Origin of the sequence: Pseudarthrobacter niigatensis (genome assembly GCF_030812615.1) — a bacterium.
Classification (GTDB): Bacteria; Actinomycetota; Actinomycetes; order Actinomycetales; family Micrococcaceae; genus Arthrobacter; species Arthrobacter niigatensis.
In genome coordinates, this window is sequence record NZ_JAUSTB010000001.1 from 133449 (window position 1) to 148828 (window position 15380).

The window sequence follows — 15380 nt, forward strand, 5'->3', positions numbered from 1 at the left end:
CGCTTATTCGCTGTTGCCTTCCAGTTGGGTGGCATGGCGGTTGGTGGTGCGCAGGGACCAGCGGAGGTCCTTGATGGCCCAGTAGGCTGCCCCGTTCATGACCGCGAACCCCGCGATACCCAGCAGCGGGACCCGGACCACCAGCCCCAGGATCAGGACGGCCGCGCCCGCGGCAACCAGGGCCAGTCCGCGCCGGAAGCGGGTACGCAGCGAAACGGCAAAGGCATCCTTGTTGAGCAGGGCAGCCAGCCTGGGGTCTTCCGACTCCAGGGCATTGCTGATCAGGTCGAGTTCGCGTTTCTCGAATTCAGAGAGTGGCATGGCTGCAGCCCACTGTCCTTTTGCCTGCGGGAACGACGGTCTCAGGGACCCGGGTGGCCGCGCAGGACGGCCAACCTGTTTTGGTATTCCGCGGCGTCGATCTCCCCGCGGGCGAAGCGCTCGGCCAGTACGTCCTCGGCCGTCCGAGGGGGCTGTGGATGGGCGCCGTAGGGGGAGGGTGCCCGCAGGGAACGGGCCAGCAGCACGATGCCGGTAATGATCGCACCCCAGACCACCACTATGCTGATGCTCATCAGGACATAGCCCCACAGGCCCATGCCATCGTTCCAGCCGTACACTTCCGCGACCTCCGGTCCCATGAAGGCGGACGCCAGCCGCCCGCTTTCCGTTCCAGTATCTGGCCCCACAGGGGTGCGGGGGAGAGCCATTGGTCCTGTTCCGGCCCGGGGTCAGTGGCCCAGCAGGGCGTCGAGCGTGGCGAAACCATACCCCGCCGCCGTGACGCGGTCGATGACCGCGGGGAGGGCGTCGGCATCGAGCGTGGTCCCGTCGTCGGGGTTGGACCCGATGTGCATCAGGACGATTTCGCCGGGCCGCAGTCCCGCCTGGACGCGGTCTGCCACCGTTTGGACGTCCACGCCGCCGCTGGTCCCCTTCCAGCCCAGGGTGTCCACGGTCCACCTCACGGCCGCATAGCCCAGTGCGTTGACCGCCGCGATGGTGCGGGCGTCGCGTTCGCCGTAGGGGAAGCGGAACAGCGGCCTGGGGTCGGCACCGGCCGCCAGGATGGCCTGCTCTGCACCGCGCACCTGCTGGACGATCTGGTCATCGCCCAGCCCGGTGAACACCGGATGGGTCATTGAATGGTTGGCCACCCGGTGCCCGGCGGCCGCGATCTGCGCCACGGCCTGCGGGTTGTTCGCCGCCCAGTTCCCGGTCAGGAAGAAGGTCCCGGGCACGCCGCGGGCGGCAAGGGCGGACAGGATTTTTGGCAGCCCTGCCGCGTTGGCTCCCGCGTCGAAGGTGAGGGCCACTACGCGGCCGGCGCCGGGGATTACCGTCAGGTCCTGGCCGCGGAGGGACTCCGGAAGCTGCACCGGCCGGGGCGGTTCCGGAGGCTGGTCCGGCGCTTCGGGTGGCCCTGGTTCGGGAACCGGTGGCGCTGGAACCGGCGGCTCGGTCACGGGTGGCAGGACCGGAGCCTGGCCTGCCTCGGGGGTGTCGGTTTCCTGCAGCTCCTGCGCCGGCGCGGAACCGCCCGGAGCCGGCGGACTGGGTGATCCCGGCGGCGCCGGCGGAAGCGCCACTGATGGGGACGGAGCGGCCGACGGCGGTCCGGCCGTGGGTGCCGGAAGCAACAGGGCCAGGATGATGGCGAGGGCCACCAGGGCGGCGGCGAGCGCCATCGCGGCCGCCCGTCGTCGTACCTCACCGGCCGGCACCACCATCACCTGCCTTGGAAGTCAGCCGTCCTTGCCGCCGATGTTCCGTTCAGGAACCTTTGGGGCCGCCGGGTTCGGTCTCCGGAGTGTGGACTACCAGCACCGGGCAATGCGCGTGCGCCACGATGGCGGAGCTGACCGAGCCCAGGAGCAGGCCGCCGAACCCGCCGTGCCCCCGCCGGCCCACCACGACCATGTCGGCCTCGCGGCTGGCGTCGATCAGCGCTTCGCGGGGATGGCTGCGGACCAGGGTCGACGTGACGTTGGCCGGTGTCTCGCCTCCGAAGGCTTGTTCCACTGCGTCGTCGAGGACCTTCCTGGCACCCTCCTCGAAGCCCTCGACGCCCATCATCACGTAGCCGCTGTACATTTGCGGGTATTCCCAGCAGGCGAGGGCCTGGACCTTGGCGCCGAGGGGCATGGCCATCCTCTGGGCCTGCCGAAGTGCCTCCACGGACGCTTCCGACCCGTCGACGCCCACTACGATCCTGGCTATTGGTGCCCCGGCAATGCTCATGTCTGCTCCCTCATCGGACCCGCGTTGTCCCGCCCATCATGCCTGCGGATGCGTGCTGGGGCTAGGGCCGAAGGTCATGGCGCAGCGGGCGGCGGCACGGCCGGGGGAAGGGGCGGGGCGGGCCAGCCGGGTTCGGCGGCGCCCTGGTCCAGCCGGAAGGGCGGATATTCGTCCCGCATCAGCGCGGTGTACACCAGGACACGGTAGATCCAGCGGTCGATGCCGAGGATGAAATCGAATAGCGGGCGCTGGTACCGGCCGGTGAACAGCAGGATCACTGCCGCGACCAGCACCAGCAGGCCGAGCAGGGACAGGCCGGAACCCCGTTCGTAGGTGCTGCCGAAGACGTTGTCGTCGGCCTGCCACCGCCAGACAGCTCCCGTGGTCCCCGCGAAGGCGCCCACCAGGAGCAGGTGGGGGAGGGCCAGGAGCCACCACTTCACCAGGACCAGTCCGCGCGAGAGCCGTTGTGGGTAGTCCACGTCGAAGTCGGCGGGGTAGTTGGCCCGTTTGAGCGTGAACGGCGGGTAAAGGTCAGTCCCCACGGCGGCGTAAGCGTAGAAGGCCACACGCCAGTTCCACCGCAGGACGCCTACGTTGAAGTCGAAGAGTGCCCGCGGGTAGCGGCCGGTGAACAGGATGGCGAATCCGGCCACGATGGTGGTGATGGCGAATGCGAACCAAAGGAAGAAGAGCAGGATGAAGTGCGGTATCGCAAGGAACCACTTGACCAGCCACATCCACCGGGTAAGGGCCGGATCAATCTCGCCGAAGAGCCGGGCCGGGTAGCCGGGGAGCCCTCCGGCCGCGGCTGTTCCTACGGGGGATGGCGCTGGGGGAACTGTATGCCGGCCCAGCCCGGCGGCCCCAATAATAAGGAGGGGAACACCGATCAGCAGGGCGATGATGCCGCCCACCAGCAGTCCCGTGGCGGCCGGCCGGATCAGGTCGGAACGGAAGCCGGCCTGCGCCTGCACATCGATCCCGGCGGAGGCGTCGGCGTTCATTACCACCACTTCCCAGGTGCCGGGCGTGATGTTCCAGGTGAGCTCCTGCGCTCCCGTTCCTGACGCGGAGGCGGTCCAGATGCGCTGGTCCGCGGGCGGTGAAGCCGGGTTGCCGCCCGGTACGTCGCGGTATTCGGCGCGGAACGGCCGTTGGCGGATGTTGAGCAGTTCCGAGTGGTGAACCCCGGAGAGGTACTGTTCGGCGTCGGCCTGCGGGGCAATGCCGATGAAGACCGGTTTGTCCGCGGCCACCGGTTCAACGCGCAGCCGCAGGGTGCCGACGTCGAAGGGCAGCCTGCCCGGAACATCGTCTCCGATGGCGTCGGCGCGCGGGGAGGTCAGGGCGTAGGAACTGACGGAGAAACGGGACGTGCCGGACGTGAGGTAGCCATCTCCCTGGATGGTTCCCACGGCTGACGCCACGGCCCCGCCTGCCAGCGCGCCCAGGCCCGGGAGGGTCAGCAGGATCCCGAGGATGAGCATGATGATGGCCGCGGTCTTCTTCATGGCATTGGACCTTCCGCGTTGCGGGGCGGCCGGCGCTGCGGCCTAGATGGCGTTCTTGGCGGCCTGCGTCCGGGTGATGATGGTGGGGCAGGGCAGGTGCTTGAGGACACCGTGGGCCGTGGAACCGAGCAGCAGACGCTTGAAGGCGCCGCGGCCCCGGCTGCCGACGACCAGGAGCCGGGCTCCGGCCGCCGTGCCGACAAGCGCGTCCACCGGGCCCCTGTCGGTTTCCAGCCGCTGGTGCACGGTCAGGTCGGGGTAGTCTTCCTTCAGCCCGGCGACGGCTTCCGAAAGGACCACCCTGTCCTCATCCACAATGAGGTCCGCGAGCGTGGCCGGGGTCAGGCCCGCGTCGACAATGGGGTCGGGGACGCTCACCGCATAAACCACCGTGAGTTCGTCTCCCTCCCGGTCCGCCTCGGCGGCAGCGAAGGCCACGGCCTGGGTGGACTCCGGCGATCCGTCAACGCCCACCACCACCCCTGACCTGCCCTCGAGGTCCTGGGTTCCGACGACGGCGACAGGGACCTTGGCGGCGGTGGCGACCTGGAGCGCGCGGTCGGCCAGGGATCCGCCGAAGTGCCCGCTGCCGGAACCGATCACCATCATCGAGGTCTTCTTGGAGTACTTGGCCAGTGACCCGCCCACGCTTCCGGTGAGCAGTTCAGTTGCGGGGGTGATGGGAACGGCTCCTTCGAGGCGTCCCACGGCGGTCTTGAGGAGTTCCTCTCCCGCCTGCTGGAGCGTCCCGAACCATGGATAGGGCTCGGCAACCCAGCGGTCGTCCACCACGTGGAGGACCACCAGCGGCAGCCCCGCACGGTGGGCGCGGCGGGCTGCCCACAGGACGGCAGCCTGGCTCTGGGCTGAGTCGTTGGTGCCCACAGCGATGGGTTTCTGGGATGTCATGGCCGCACTTCCTGCTCCTCGTAATCCGGGTCTGCCTGTCAAGACTGTCCCCGGTGCGCCCGGGGTTGTAGGGCCAAAGGTCACGAAGCGCGGGTCAGGACCCCGCAGGCCGGGATCCGTCAGGGGCAACGGGCTCCGGGCCGGGCGCATCGCCTTCCGCCAGGGTCTTGTACACGGTCCAGCCGACGGCGGTGAGCGGGACCGCCAGCAGGGCACCGATGACACCTGCCAGGGTGGCTCCTGCCGCCAGGGCCAGGATGATCACCAATCCGTGGATCCGCAGTACCCGGCCCATGAAGAGGGGCTGCAGGATGTGGTGCTCAAACTGGTTGGCAGCCACCAGGAGCACCAGGACGATGAGTGCGGGAACAGGCCCATTTTCGACCAGGGCGACCAGCACGGCCAGGCTGCCTGCGGTGGTTGCGCCAATAATGGGGATGAAGCCACCCAGGAAAACCACCGCCGCCAGGGGGACTGCCAGCGGAACCCTCAGCACCAGGAGCCCGATCAGGACGATGACGGCGTCAATGGCAGCAATGACAAGGGTTCCCCGCACATATCCGCCGAGCACCACGATGCTGCGGTCGGCAGCGAGATGGGCCTTCCCTTGGCGCCTTCCGGGAAGGAACCCGATCAGGAAGGCCCGGATCTTCTCCCCGTCTTTGAGGAAGAAGAACAGGATGACGGCCGTCAGGACCGTACCTGCTGCAATCTCACCCGCAGTCCTCAACCCGGTCAGCGCGTCGGCGCCCAGGGTGCCGCCGGCCAGGAACTTCTGGAACTCGGCGCGGGCGGCCCCGATCTGGTCGTTTGTCAGGGCGACGGGGCCGGTGGTGACGAACTGCTGCAACTGGCCGATTCCTGCTTCTGCCCGGGCCGCCAGCACGGAGGCTTCCTGGCGGACCAGGGCGATGATTCCGCCCACCACGCCTGCGGCAATGGCCAGGATCAGCAGGAAGGACGACAGGACGGCCAGGGCGCGGGGCCAACCGCGCGCCGCGAGCCAACGGACCGCGGGAGCCATCGCCGAGGCCAGGATCAGCGCCACCAGGACCGGGATGGTGACCAGCGGAACCCGGACAGCCGCCGTCACCACCGTCCAGGCGAGCGCCAGCACGGCGAGCGTCTGGACGGCCCGTATGCTTGCCCGGCCCAGGGCATCGGTCCACAGCACCGACATCCTGCCGGTGAAGGACTGCGGACGGGACGGGCCTGCCGTGTCCCCGTTGGGGGGAACAATCCGTTCCATGGCCTTCTCCTTGCCTGCCGTGTGCACCCGAGGTTCCATCAGCATTTGGTGGTCAGTATGCTTACTATTGTCTGCCCAACAGTCAACCAGAAAGGCATCACCATGGCTGAACAAAACGTCCCCGACGATGAACTGGAAGTTGTGGAGGAAGACGACGTCCTTCTGGATGGGAGCCCGGGCGCGGCGTCGTCCCTTGAACTGGACCCCGTGGCGGGGGAGCCGGACAACTACCCCGGCGCTGCCGAAAACAACCCGGACCGCTGGCAGGAAGACCCGTTGCTGCAGGACGAGGCCCGCACGGGCGGGGAGGAAGACTTCCTGAGCGACCAGGCACTGCGGGATGAAAGCGCCCAGGCGCGGTACCGCTCCGGTGATGAGCAGGTGCCGCCGGACGCTCCCACCCTCGGCGAAGCCGCCGCGGATGTCGATTTTGGGGAAGTCCCAACCGGCCTTGAGGCCGACGCCAGCGACGACGAGGAAACCTTTGGCGGCTCGCCCCTGAGCGAGTTCGAGCCTGACGACCTGGAACGCTAGCAACCCGGCCGGGTAACAGGCCCGGCCCGAAGTGGGGAGGAGAACCATGCAATCCAAGGAACTGCTGCAGGAAGCCTTCGGCCGGCTCCCTGGCCTGGTCCGGCAGGCACTCGACGGCATGGAGGCAGCGCAGTTGCAGGACCGCCCAGGCGGCCAGGGCAATTCAATTGCCTGGCTGATCTGGCACACGGGCCGGGTTGAAGATGCGCAGGTGGCCTCCGCCGCGGGCCTGGAACAGGTCTGGGTGGCGGAAGGATTCGTAGACCGCTTTGGCCTTCCGCTCGGGGAGCGTGACACAGGTTATGGGCACTCCAGTCAGCAGGTGGATGCCGTCACGGCGCCCCGGGAACTGCTCCAGGAGTACTACGATGCCGTGCACCGGCAGACCGCCAGAGTCCTCGACGGCCTCGTCGATTCCGACCTGGACCGTGTGGTTGACCGGCACTGGGACCCGCCGGTGACCCTCGGGGTGCGGCTGGTCAGTATCCTGGGGGACTGCCTCCAGCACGTCGGCCAGGCGGCATACGCGCGGGGCCTGCACCCAGGGACGGCAGACGCCCGCGGTGCGTGAACTGGTGGTATTGGGCACCGCTTCCCAGGTCCCAACCCGGACCCGGAACCACAACGGTTGCTTTCTTCGCTGGGACGGCGCGGGCCTGCTCTTCGACCCCGGCGAGGGCACCCAGCGCCAGATGATCCATGCGGGTGTGGCGGCCAGCCACATCACCAGGATCTGCCTCACCCACGTGCACGGAGACCACTGCTACGGCCTCCCCGGGGTGCTGTCCCGAATGGCACTGGACCGCGTGCCGCACCCTGTCCATTTGCACTACCCGGCCTCCGGCGACCCGGTGGTCCGGGCGCTGGTGTCAGTCAGTTCACCCGGCATCGACCTTCGGCTCCATCCGCATTCGGGCCCCGGGCCCGTGGCGGAAGGCCTGGAGGTCCGGCCCCTGAAGCACCGCATCGAGACCTACGGCTACCTGCTCCGGGAAGCTGACGGACGAACCCTGTTGCCGGAGCGGCTCCAGGGGGCAGGCATTTCCGGCCCGGACGTGGGCCGGCTCCAGCGCGATGGCGCACTGGGGGCAGTCAGGCTGGAAGAGATGAGCAGTCCGAGGCCGGGCCAGCGCTTCGCCTTCATCATGGATACGGCGCCGTGCCCCGGCGCAGAAGAGCTGGCGGACGGGGCAGACCTGCTGGTCACCGAGTCAACGTTCAGTGACGACGACGGTACCCTGGCTCAGCAGTACCTCCACCTCACTGCGGGGCAAGCGGGAGAGCTGGCAGCGTCCGCCCGGGCGCGCACCCTGGTGCTCACCCACTTCTCCGCACGGTACGGTGACGACGCCTCCCTGCTTGCAGGACAAGCGCAGGCGCGGGCCCCGGGGGTTACCGTGATCGCGGCCAAGGACCTTGACCGCATCCCCGTTCCGCGGCGGCGGCAGCCGGCACGGGAGGGTGCCGGTCCAACTGCGGGGATAGGGTTAAACCATGACGGCAGCAGCTGAATCCACGGTCACGTTCGATGGCCGATTCGCCCGGGAACTGGCGGAACTCGCCGTGCCCTGGCGGGCCGAGGAAACGCCCAGCCCGGAGCTCCTCGTCCTGAACGACCAACTGGCAGCGGACCTGGGCCTTGACCCGCAGTACCTGCGCAGCCCCGAGGGGGTGCGGCTCTTGGTGGGAAACCACGTTCCAGCAGGTGCCACACCTGTGGCACAGGCGTATGCCGGACACCAGTTCGGCGGGTACTCGCCCCTGCTCGGTGACGGACGGGCGCTGTTGCTGGGCGAGGTCATTGACCGGAGCGGCCGCCTCGTGGACGTCCACCTCAAAGGCTCGGGGCGGACGCCATTCGCCCGCGCCGGGGATGGCCGCGCCGTCGTCGGGCCCATGCTGCGTGAATACATTGTCAGTGAGGCCATGCACGCACTGCACATTCCCACCACCCGTTCGCTCGCCGTTGTTGCCACCGGGCGGCAGGTTCGGCGCGATGACATGCTGCCCGGCGCCGTCCTGGCACGGGTTGCGGGCAGCCACCTGCGCGTTGGCAGCTTCCAGTACGCGCGCGCAACCGAAAATATGGACCTCCTGAAGCGGCTGGCGGACCACGCCATCGGCAGGCACTACCCGCAGGCGGCCGATGCCGCAAACCCCTACCTTGCGCTGTTCGCGGCAGTCGTCTCCGCCCAGGCAGAGCTCGTCGCCCGGTGGATGCTCGTTGGCTTCGTGCACGGGGTCATGAACACGGACAACATGACCATCTCGGGCGAGACCATCGACTACGGGCCCTGCGCGTTCATGGACGCCTTCAACCCAGCCGCCGTCTACAGCTCCATCGACGTCGGTGGACGCTACGCCTACGCCAACCAGCCGGTCCTGGCCGAATGGAACCTGGCCCGGCTCGCCGAGGCCATGCTCCCGCTGATTGGCCAGGACCAGGAGAAAGCCGTGGCCCCGGCGGTGGAGGTCCTGGGCGGTTTCCGGGGCCAGTACAGCAAGGCATGGACCCGCGGGATGGCGGCCAAGCTGGGTCTGGACGGCGTCGATGAAAGCGGCGCCGCCGGGGCCTTGGTGGATGATGTCCTCGACATCCTGAAGGACGGACCCGTGGACTACACCCTGTTCTTCCGCAACCTGGGTAAAGCCGCCCGAGGGGACCGCCGCCCCGTGCGCGGCATGGTCCTTGACCTTGCCGCCCTTGATTCCTGGGTGGTGCGGTGGCAGGATCTCCAGCCGGACGCTCAGCTGATGGACAGCGTGAATCCTGCGTACATTCCCCGGAACCACCTTGTGGAGGAGGCGCTGTCCGCAGCCACCGGAGGGGACCGGGCTCCGCTGCAGCAGCTGCTGGCAGCTGTCAGCCACCCCTTCACTGAACGGCCCGGCCTGGAACGCTATATGCAGGGACCGCCGGAGGACTTCGGCAGCTACATGACGTTCTGCGGGACCTGACCGCGGCGGCGCGGCGGGTGCGTTAACGACAGGAGGGTGGCAGCCGGTTTCCCGGCTGCCACCCTCCTTCACAGTCGGCACCGCCATGCGGGCCCGACCGGCAGGGACTAGGCTACGCGCACTGCGGAGTACCCGCCGAGCCAGCTGATGGAGTGCACCTGCGTGTCGAAGCCGTTGACGCCGCCGCTGACAACCTGGCCGTTGCCTGCGTAAACGCCCACGTGGCCGGAGGTGATGATCAGGTCACCGGGGGCGGGAGAGCCCACCACCGTGCCGTACTGGAAGAACTGGGTGGGGGCCAGGTCGCCTACGGACTTGCCGACGGAGCGCAGTGCCTTCTCAACCATCGCGGTGCAGTCCTGCTGGACACCCAGCTGGCTGTAGGCCGAGGCGAGGATCGCCGCGCCGGTGCCGGTGCCCGTAGTGGAAGCCACAGGCGTTGCCGAGGCGTAGGACATGTTCATGCCGGTGTTGGCCGGTGCGGTGGCGGCTGCCGCCTGCACGGGTGCTGCAGCCGGGGCCGGTGCCGGCGCTGCGGTGTAGCCGGCGCCGGGAATCTGGATCTGGTCGCCCGGGTAAATGACCGAGGACAGGCCCAGGCCGTTGGCGGACAGGACGTCATTGAGGTTGACGCCGTACGCCGCGGCGATGGCGCCGAGGGTGTCGCCGGAAACCACGGTGTGGACGTTCCCTGCTGCTGCGGCAGGGGCTGCAGCAGGTGCTGCGGCGGTGGCCTGCACACTGGTCTGCTCAGTAGTGTCCGGTGCGGTTACGCCAGCGTGGGCCGGAGCGCCCACGCCGAACGCAATGCCGGACGCTGCTGCCACAGCGAGCGCCGGGCGGCCCAGGGAGCGGGCCTGCGACTTGGCTGTTACGGCGAGGCCCTCGAGCACAATGGAGCGGGCCGGAGTCGCGCGGTGGCGGGCTGAAATGGAATTTTTTGACACGGTTGATCGCCTCTCCCATGCCTGCGGGGTGAGCTGTCGGGTTCGGGCTGGAGATACCCGGCCGGGAGCGGCCCCGCGATGGAGGGAGGCGCTGCCGACTTAACCCCTAGGCCACATGTGGCCGTGGAAACTTGGTTCCCCCGTCCCTGCCAACTGGAGCGGTTGGATCCCATGGTCAGCGGCAGGGCTCGGCATACTGACGGGAATGTCCCGTCTGAGAGGGACACCTGACGACCCTAACCCATGGGCACGGCGATTGTCACATTTAGGTAACATACGAGGCTGCCCTCTCGAATTGCGCAAACGTGTGGACGATAAGCCTGCTTCCCGCCTGACCTCGACTGATGGCGGTGGCTGCCGTCCAAGTAACAATGTGGAGACGGCTTCCTGCGTGCCCCTCCAATCCGCCGGTAAGCTTCGGGACTATGCCCCTGTTCGTGACCACCGCCAGGTTCCCCGTACTGGGGGGCCTGGCGGCTGTTGCCCTGGCCGCCACCGTTGTCCTTCCGGCCACTGCCGACGACCCGCCCCCAACCGGCGGGTATCCTTCGTGGGCAGACGTGCAGGCGGCCCAGTCCTCGGAAGCTTCGAAGGCGGGGGAGATCACCATCATCAACGGACTGCTGTCCCGCCTCGAAGCCGAGTCTGAGGCGGCAGGGGAAGCCGCCGTGCGCTCGGCGGCAGGGTACGCTGCCGCCGACGCCGGGCTCCAGGCAGCTTCTTCCCGCCTCGAGACCCTTTCCGCCCGGTCCGCCCACGCCAACCAGGAGTTGGCACGTTACCGGAAAGACCTCGGCGCCCTGGCTGTCGAGTCCTACAAAACCGGCGGAACCAACACGGGGTTCTTCGTGGCGCTGGATGCCCTGGGAACCAACAGCGTCCAGGGGCTCAACCTGGTCAAGCTCGTGGGGGACAAGACTGCGGCCCTGGTCACCAAGGCGGCGGCCGCTGAACAGGCAGCCGCCGCCCTTGCCGACCAGGAGAAGGTTGCCAGGAGCGAGCGGGAGCGGCTTGCCGCGGAGGCGAAGGCAACGCTGGAGTCCGCCCGCGCGGCCCAGGATTCGCTGGCCCGGCAGGTGGCGGAGGAACAGCGGCATGGCGGCGAGCTGACAGCCCAGCTCGCAGCCCTGAAAGGCACGACGGCGGCCCTTGAGGGTGAGTACCGCCAGGGCCAGGCGGCGCAGGCTGCCTACGAGGCGGCCCAGGCGGCCAAGCGCGCCGCCGCGCAGGAGCAGGCCCGGCAGCAGGCGGAGGCCGAGGCCAGGGCCTCCGCCGCGGCGGCGCAGCAGCCGAAGGCACCCGCGCCCGCGGCAAACCCGGCCCCGGCAGGTCCCGTCCAGCCCGGCGGTGTCCAACCCGTTCCGGCCCCTCCTCCCGCTGTCGATCCCGGGCCGGCCGCCCCGGAGGCGCCGGCCCCGCCGGCTCAGCCCGCCGTCGTCGTTCCTTCCGTTCCCGGCGGTGCGGTGAACGATCCGGCCGGAGCGAAAAGCTATGCATCGGGGCGCCTGGCCGCCTACGGGTGGGGCCAGGACCAGTTCCTGTGCCTTGCCCAGCTGTGGACCAAGGAGTCCAGCTGGCTGACCACGGCCACCAACGCCTACTCCGGTGCCTATGGAATAGCCCAGGCGCTGCCGCCGGGCAAGTACGCCAGTGCCGGCAGCGACTGGCTCACCAGCTACCGCACGCAGGTCGACTGGGGCCTTGGCTACATCAAGGACCGGTATGGTTCCCCGTGCGCGGCCTGGAACCACTCCGCCGCCCTGAACTGGTACTGATTGACGCGTTAGGCTGTCCCCATGCCTGATTTCGAACGGTTCCGCGCGCTGCTCGAAGAGGAGCGGGCCCGGCGCGTGGCACTGCTGCCGGCGCTGCGGGCGGATATCGAGTCCGCAAATTCGGCGCGCCAGGACTCCAATGTGGATGACGAGCACGATCCCGAAGGTGCCACCATTGCCTTCGAACTCTCGCAGGCTTCAGCGCTCCTGAAACAAAGCTCGGCCGGCCTTGGGCAGATCGAAGCGGCCCTTGACCGACTGGCCGCGGGAACCTACGGAACCTGCGCGGTGTGCGGGGAGCCCATTGCCGAGGGCCGCCTGGAAGCCCGGCCATGGACGCCGTTCTGCATCCTGCACGCCTCGTCCGGCCGCGGGCGATGACGGAGGCCTCGGAGGTGGTGTCGGCGGCTGCGGAGTTCGTCGACCGGACGCTGCAGAATGAGGGCTCCTGGTACCGGGCCGACGACGTCGGGAGCCGGCTGGGCGGGCAGCTGGCCTCGTATGGATCGTCGGTGGGGGCCGTCCGGGGGACGGTCCGTGACGCGCTGCGGAAATTCAAGGACCTGGACCATGACGGCACGGTCATGCTGGCCTCCGCATTGTGGGGACAGCCGCGGCCCGGTTCGCGGCCGGTGTTCGAGCGCCGCCTGGCCGCCGTGGTGCTGCTGCAGTCGCGGGTGCGGCTGCTCCGGCATTCCGACCTGACCCGGCTGGAAGGGTTCCTCCGTTCCGCCCGGGCAGGGGACCTGGCGGCGCCCCTGCTCTCCGATGTCCTGGTCCCGCTGCTTGCGGGGCTGGGCGGGCGTGAACGGCAGCGGGCCGGCGTTGTCCTGGCGCGGTGGCGGGAAGACCCGGACCCCGGGCTCCGGGCGGCAGCCGCCGCCCTTGAGAAAGACTTGTCCATGTGAAACGTACCGAGGAGATCCATATGTATGAACCGTTTGACCTTGAGCGTTTTGTTGCCGCCCAAAACACCGGCGGAACCTATGAGCAGGCACTGGGCGAGCTGCAGGTGGGCCGGAAGTCGGGCCACTGGATGTGGTTTGTCTTCCCCCAGCTTGCCGGGCTGGGACAGAGCGCCACATCCCGCAGGTACGCCATTTCGTCCCTTGCTGAGGCTCGCGCGTACCTGGACCACGAGCTGCTGGGCCCACGGCTCCTGGAGTGTTCACTGGTCCTGGCAAACCACGCCGACCAGTCCGCCGAAGACATTTTCGGTGGCGTCGATGCCAAAAAGCTCCGCTCCTGCATGACGCTGTTCCTCCGGGCGGCGCCCGGAGAAACAGTGTTCAAGAGCGTCCTGGCCCAGTTCTTCAATGGCGAACCGGACCCGGCTACCGACGAACTCCTGGCCGGCCTGGACGCGGCGGACTGATCACGGAGGAGGCGGTGCGGCAGCCTGGACGCGCCGCACCGCCCAGGCGGCCGGGTCGCTACGGCGTCGGACTGCCGCCGTTGACGTTGAGCGTTTCGCCCACCACATAGCTGGATTCGGGCGAGGCAAGGAACACGTAGGCGGGGGCAAGTTCAGCAGGCTGGCCCGCCCGGCCCAGGGGAGTGGACTGGCCGAATTCCGGGAGTTCCTCCTTGGGCTGGCCGCTGCTGACCTGCAATGGGGTCCAGATCGGGCCCGGCGCCACGGCGTTCACCCGGATGCCCTTGGGGGCCAGCTGCTGGGCCAGGCCCTTGGTGAAGTTGTTGATGCTGGCCTTCGTGGTGGCGTAGTCCACAAGGGTCGGCGAGGGGTTGTAGGCCTGGATGGACGTAGTGTTGATGATCGTTGAGCCCGCCGGCATATGCGGTACCGCGGCCTTGGTCACCCAGAACATGGCATAGACGTTGGTTTTCAGGGTGTGGTCGAATTGCTCATCGCTGATGTCTTCCAGGTCCTCCTGCGCAACCTGCTTTCCGGCGTTGTTGACCAGGATGTCAACCCCGCCCAGCACGGCCACCGCCGTGTCCACCAGTTCCCGGCAGGCGGCCGAGTCCTTGAGGTCCCCCGGTACCTTGACGGCCTTGCGGCCGGCAGCCTCAATGATTCCGGCAATGCGCGCGGCGTCCTCCTCTTCCTGCGGCAGGTAGGAAAGGACGACGTCGGCACCCTCCCTGGCAAAGGCGATTGCCGTTGCTGCCCCGATGCCTGAGTCCGCGCCGGTCACGATGGCCCGGCGGCCGTCGAGGCGGCCGGTGCCCCGGTAGGTTTCTTCGCCGAGGTCGGCCTTGGGCGCCAGTTCCGCATCAAGTCCCGGCTCCGGCTGGTGCTGCTTGGGCGGGGAGATCTTTTCGTAGGCAGTCACGGGATTACGGAAGGTGTACTGGTCGGTCATGGTGGTACTCCTGTTCGTGCGGGACACGGGCTGGTTCGTCGCCCGGGATCATGAAGCAGCAATGCTGCGCAGGGCAGCCGCGAGAAGCTAAGCATGCTTACGGTTCCCAGCCTAGGCAAAAGCTCCCGCCCTGCCAAGCGGCGCCGCGGTCAGCCGCGCTGGACCTCCACCAGCCTGACCTCCGCCAGGCGGCCGCCGTCCACCACGGCCTCCATGTAAGTGCAGGCCGGCTGGCGGCGCCGATCCGTGGGCGAGCCGGGATTCAGCAGCCGGAGCCTCCCGGGCGAGACCGTATCCCACGGAATGTGGCTGTGCCCGAACACCAGGACGTCCGTGTCCGGATACAGTGCCTCGCACCGCAGTTCGCGGCCCTTTGCCTGGCCGGTCTCGTGGACCATCGCAAAACGCACCCCGTCCAGGACTGCGGTGGTGCGCCCGGGCAACCGGCGGCGAAGGTCGGGGCCGTCATTGTTGCCGTAAACACCCAAGAGGCGCCTGCTCCGTTGCTCGAACTCGTCGAGCAACTCCGCCTCCACCCAGTCGCCCGCGTGGAACACCACGTCGGCATTTTCGACGGCGGCCCATACCTGTTCCGGCAGGTCTTTGGCGCGTTTTGGCACATGGGTGTCAGCGAGCAGGACGAGGTTCAGTGGCATACCGGAAATCCTGCCATGCGGCCCTGTTCCGGTGCGCCTGCGGGTCGTACCCTTGGGCCGTGGAGGTGATTGCCATGGAGGCAGCCCAAGGCGACCGGATCGTCGTGCGTGGCAGGAATGTGGGATCCGCGGACCGGCACGGTGTGATCCTCGAGGTGCGTGGCGAGGGCGGGCACCCGCCGTACCTCGTCCGCTTCGACGACGGCCACGAAACAGTCATGTATCCCGGCGGTGATTTCGCCGTCGACCACGGGCAGGGCACCTGACGTC

Annotated in this window: 19 protein-coding genes and 1 riboswitch; of the genes, 9 read left to right on the forward strand and 10 right to left on the reverse strand. The window is 68.5% G+C overall.

Annotated features, from left to right (window positions below; all coding sequences use genetic code 11):
- Positions 1 to 3: 3 nt before the first annotated feature.
- The 7 genes from J2T23_RS00655 to J2T23_RS00685 form a co-directional block, all read right to left on the reverse strand.
- Entirely contained in the window at positions 4 to 321 is a 318-nt protein-coding gene (locus tag J2T23_RS00655; RefSeq protein WP_141160287.1) for a DUF3040 domain-containing protein, read from the reverse strand.
- A 41-nt stretch (positions 322 to 362) separates the two neighbouring features.
- Entirely contained in the window at positions 363 to 710 is a 348-nt protein-coding gene (locus J2T23_RS00660; RefSeq protein WP_307356343.1) for an SHOCT domain-containing protein, read from the reverse strand.
- A gap of 21 nt (positions 711 to 731) precedes the next feature.
- Entirely contained in the window at positions 732 to 1730 is a 999-nt protein-coding gene (locus J2T23_RS00665) for a polysaccharide deacetylase family protein (protein ID WP_307356346.1), read from the reverse strand.
- Positions 1731 to 1773: 43 nt separating this feature from the next.
- The gene (locus J2T23_RS00670) at positions 1774 to 2241 is read right to left on the reverse strand and encodes a universal stress protein (RefSeq protein WP_307356348.1); all 468 of its coding nucleotides are present in this window, start codon (positions 2239 to 2241) and stop codon (positions 1774 to 1776) included.
- Positions 2242 to 2315: 74 nt separating this feature from the next.
- The gene (locus tag J2T23_RS00675; protein WP_307356351.1) at positions 2316 to 3755 is read right to left on the reverse strand and encodes a DUF4389 domain-containing protein; all 1440 of its coding nucleotides are present in this window, start codon (positions 3753 to 3755) and stop codon (positions 2316 to 2318) included.
- Between the two features lie 42 nt (positions 3756 to 3797).
- A complete protein-coding gene (locus J2T23_RS00680; RefSeq protein ID WP_307356354.1) occupies positions 3798 to 4664 on the reverse strand; it encodes a universal stress protein in 867 nt (288 codons plus the stop codon).
- A gap of 94 nt (positions 4665 to 4758) precedes the next feature.
- Positions 4759 to 5913 carry an AI-2E family transporter gene (locus J2T23_RS00685; protein WP_307356359.1) on the reverse strand — a complete coding sequence of 385 codons (1155 nt, stop codon included), beginning with the start codon at positions 5911 to 5913 and terminating at the stop codon, positions 4759 to 4761.
- A gap of 102 nt (positions 5914 to 6015) precedes the next feature.
- Here J2T23_RS00685 and J2T23_RS00690 point away from each other — a divergent pair, with 102 nt between their 5' ends.
- The 4 genes from J2T23_RS00690 to J2T23_RS00705 are packed head-to-tail and all read left to right on the forward strand — an operon-like array spanning position 6016 to position 9405.
- A complete protein-coding gene (locus J2T23_RS00690; protein WP_307356360.1) occupies positions 6016 to 6447 on the forward strand; it encodes a hypothetical protein in 432 nt (143 codons plus the stop codon).
- Between the two features lie 46 nt (positions 6448 to 6493).
- A complete protein-coding gene (locus J2T23_RS00695) occupies positions 6494 to 7018 on the forward strand; it encodes a mycothiol transferase (RefSeq protein ID WP_307356362.1) in 525 nt (174 codons plus the stop codon).
- The gene (locus tag J2T23_RS00700) at positions 7011 to 7958 is read left to right on the forward strand and encodes a ribonuclease Z (RefSeq protein ID WP_307356363.1); all 948 of its coding nucleotides are present in this window, start codon (positions 7011 to 7013) and stop codon (positions 7956 to 7958) included. The genes J2T23_RS00695 and J2T23_RS00700 overlap by 8 nt, the downstream gene beginning before the upstream one ends.
- The gene (locus J2T23_RS00705) at positions 7942 to 9405 is read left to right on the forward strand and encodes a protein adenylyltransferase SelO (RefSeq protein ID WP_307356365.1); all 1464 of its coding nucleotides are present in this window, start codon (positions 7942 to 7944) and stop codon (positions 9403 to 9405) included. The genes J2T23_RS00700 and J2T23_RS00705 overlap by 17 nt, the downstream gene beginning before the upstream one ends.
- Positions 9406 to 9512: 107 nt before the next feature.
- Here the strand turns inward: J2T23_RS00705 and J2T23_RS00710 are convergent, their stop codons facing one another.
- Positions 9513 to 10352: a LysM peptidoglycan-binding domain-containing protein gene (locus J2T23_RS00710; protein ID WP_141160296.1), complete on the reverse strand. Its 840-nt coding sequence runs from the start codon at positions 10350 to 10352 to the stop codon at positions 9513 to 9515.
- A gap of 3 nt (positions 10353 to 10355) precedes the next feature.
- A riboswitch (cyclic di-AMP (ydaO/yuaA leader) is annotated at positions 10356 to 10526 on the reverse strand.
- 251 nt (positions 10527 to 10777) lie between these two features.
- Between J2T23_RS00710 and J2T23_RS00715 the strand changes: the two genes are divergently transcribed.
- From J2T23_RS00715 to J2T23_RS00730, 4 genes are read left to right on the forward strand one after another with little or no spacing between them, the layout of a single operon-like run.
- The gene (locus J2T23_RS00715) at positions 10778 to 12127 is read left to right on the forward strand and encodes an aggregation-promoting factor C-terminal-like domain-containing protein (protein WP_307356367.1); all 1350 of its coding nucleotides are present in this window, start codon (positions 10778 to 10780) and stop codon (positions 12125 to 12127) included.
- A 21-nt stretch (positions 12128 to 12148) separates the two neighbouring features.
- Positions 12149 to 12508, forward strand: coding sequence for a TraR/DksA family transcriptional regulator (locus tag J2T23_RS00720; protein WP_307356368.1), 360 nt, complete (start codon positions 12149 to 12151; stop codon positions 12506 to 12508).
- The gene (locus tag J2T23_RS00725) at positions 12505 to 13035 is read left to right on the forward strand and encodes a DNA alkylation repair protein (RefSeq protein ID WP_307357108.1); all 531 of its coding nucleotides are present in this window, start codon (positions 12505 to 12507) and stop codon (positions 13033 to 13035) included. Before J2T23_RS00720 ends, J2T23_RS00725 begins: the two co-directional genes overlap by 4 nt.
- Positions 13036 to 13055: 20 nt before the next feature.
- Positions 13056 to 13502: a DUF1810 domain-containing protein gene (locus J2T23_RS00730; RefSeq protein WP_307356370.1), complete on the forward strand. Its 447-nt coding sequence runs from the start codon at positions 13056 to 13058 to the stop codon at positions 13500 to 13502.
- 58 nt (positions 13503 to 13560) lie between these two features.
- Here J2T23_RS00730 and J2T23_RS00735 read toward each other — a convergent pair whose 3' ends face one another.
- Positions 13561 to 14454, reverse strand: a complete 894-nt coding sequence (locus J2T23_RS00735) for a glucose 1-dehydrogenase (RefSeq protein ID WP_141160300.1) — start codon at positions 14452 to 14454, stop codon at positions 13561 to 13563.
- Between the two features lie 149 nt (positions 14455 to 14603).
- A complete protein-coding gene (locus J2T23_RS00740; protein ID WP_307356372.1) occupies positions 14604 to 15110 on the reverse strand; it encodes a metallophosphoesterase family protein in 507 nt (168 codons plus the stop codon).
- Between the two features lie 74 nt (positions 15111 to 15184).
- Between J2T23_RS00740 and J2T23_RS00745 the strand changes: the two genes are divergently transcribed.
- The gene (locus J2T23_RS00745; protein WP_141161570.1) at positions 15185 to 15376 is read left to right on the forward strand and encodes a DUF1918 domain-containing protein; all 192 of its coding nucleotides are present in this window, start codon (positions 15185 to 15187) and stop codon (positions 15374 to 15376) included.
- Positions 15377 to 15380: the final 4 nt, after the last annotated feature.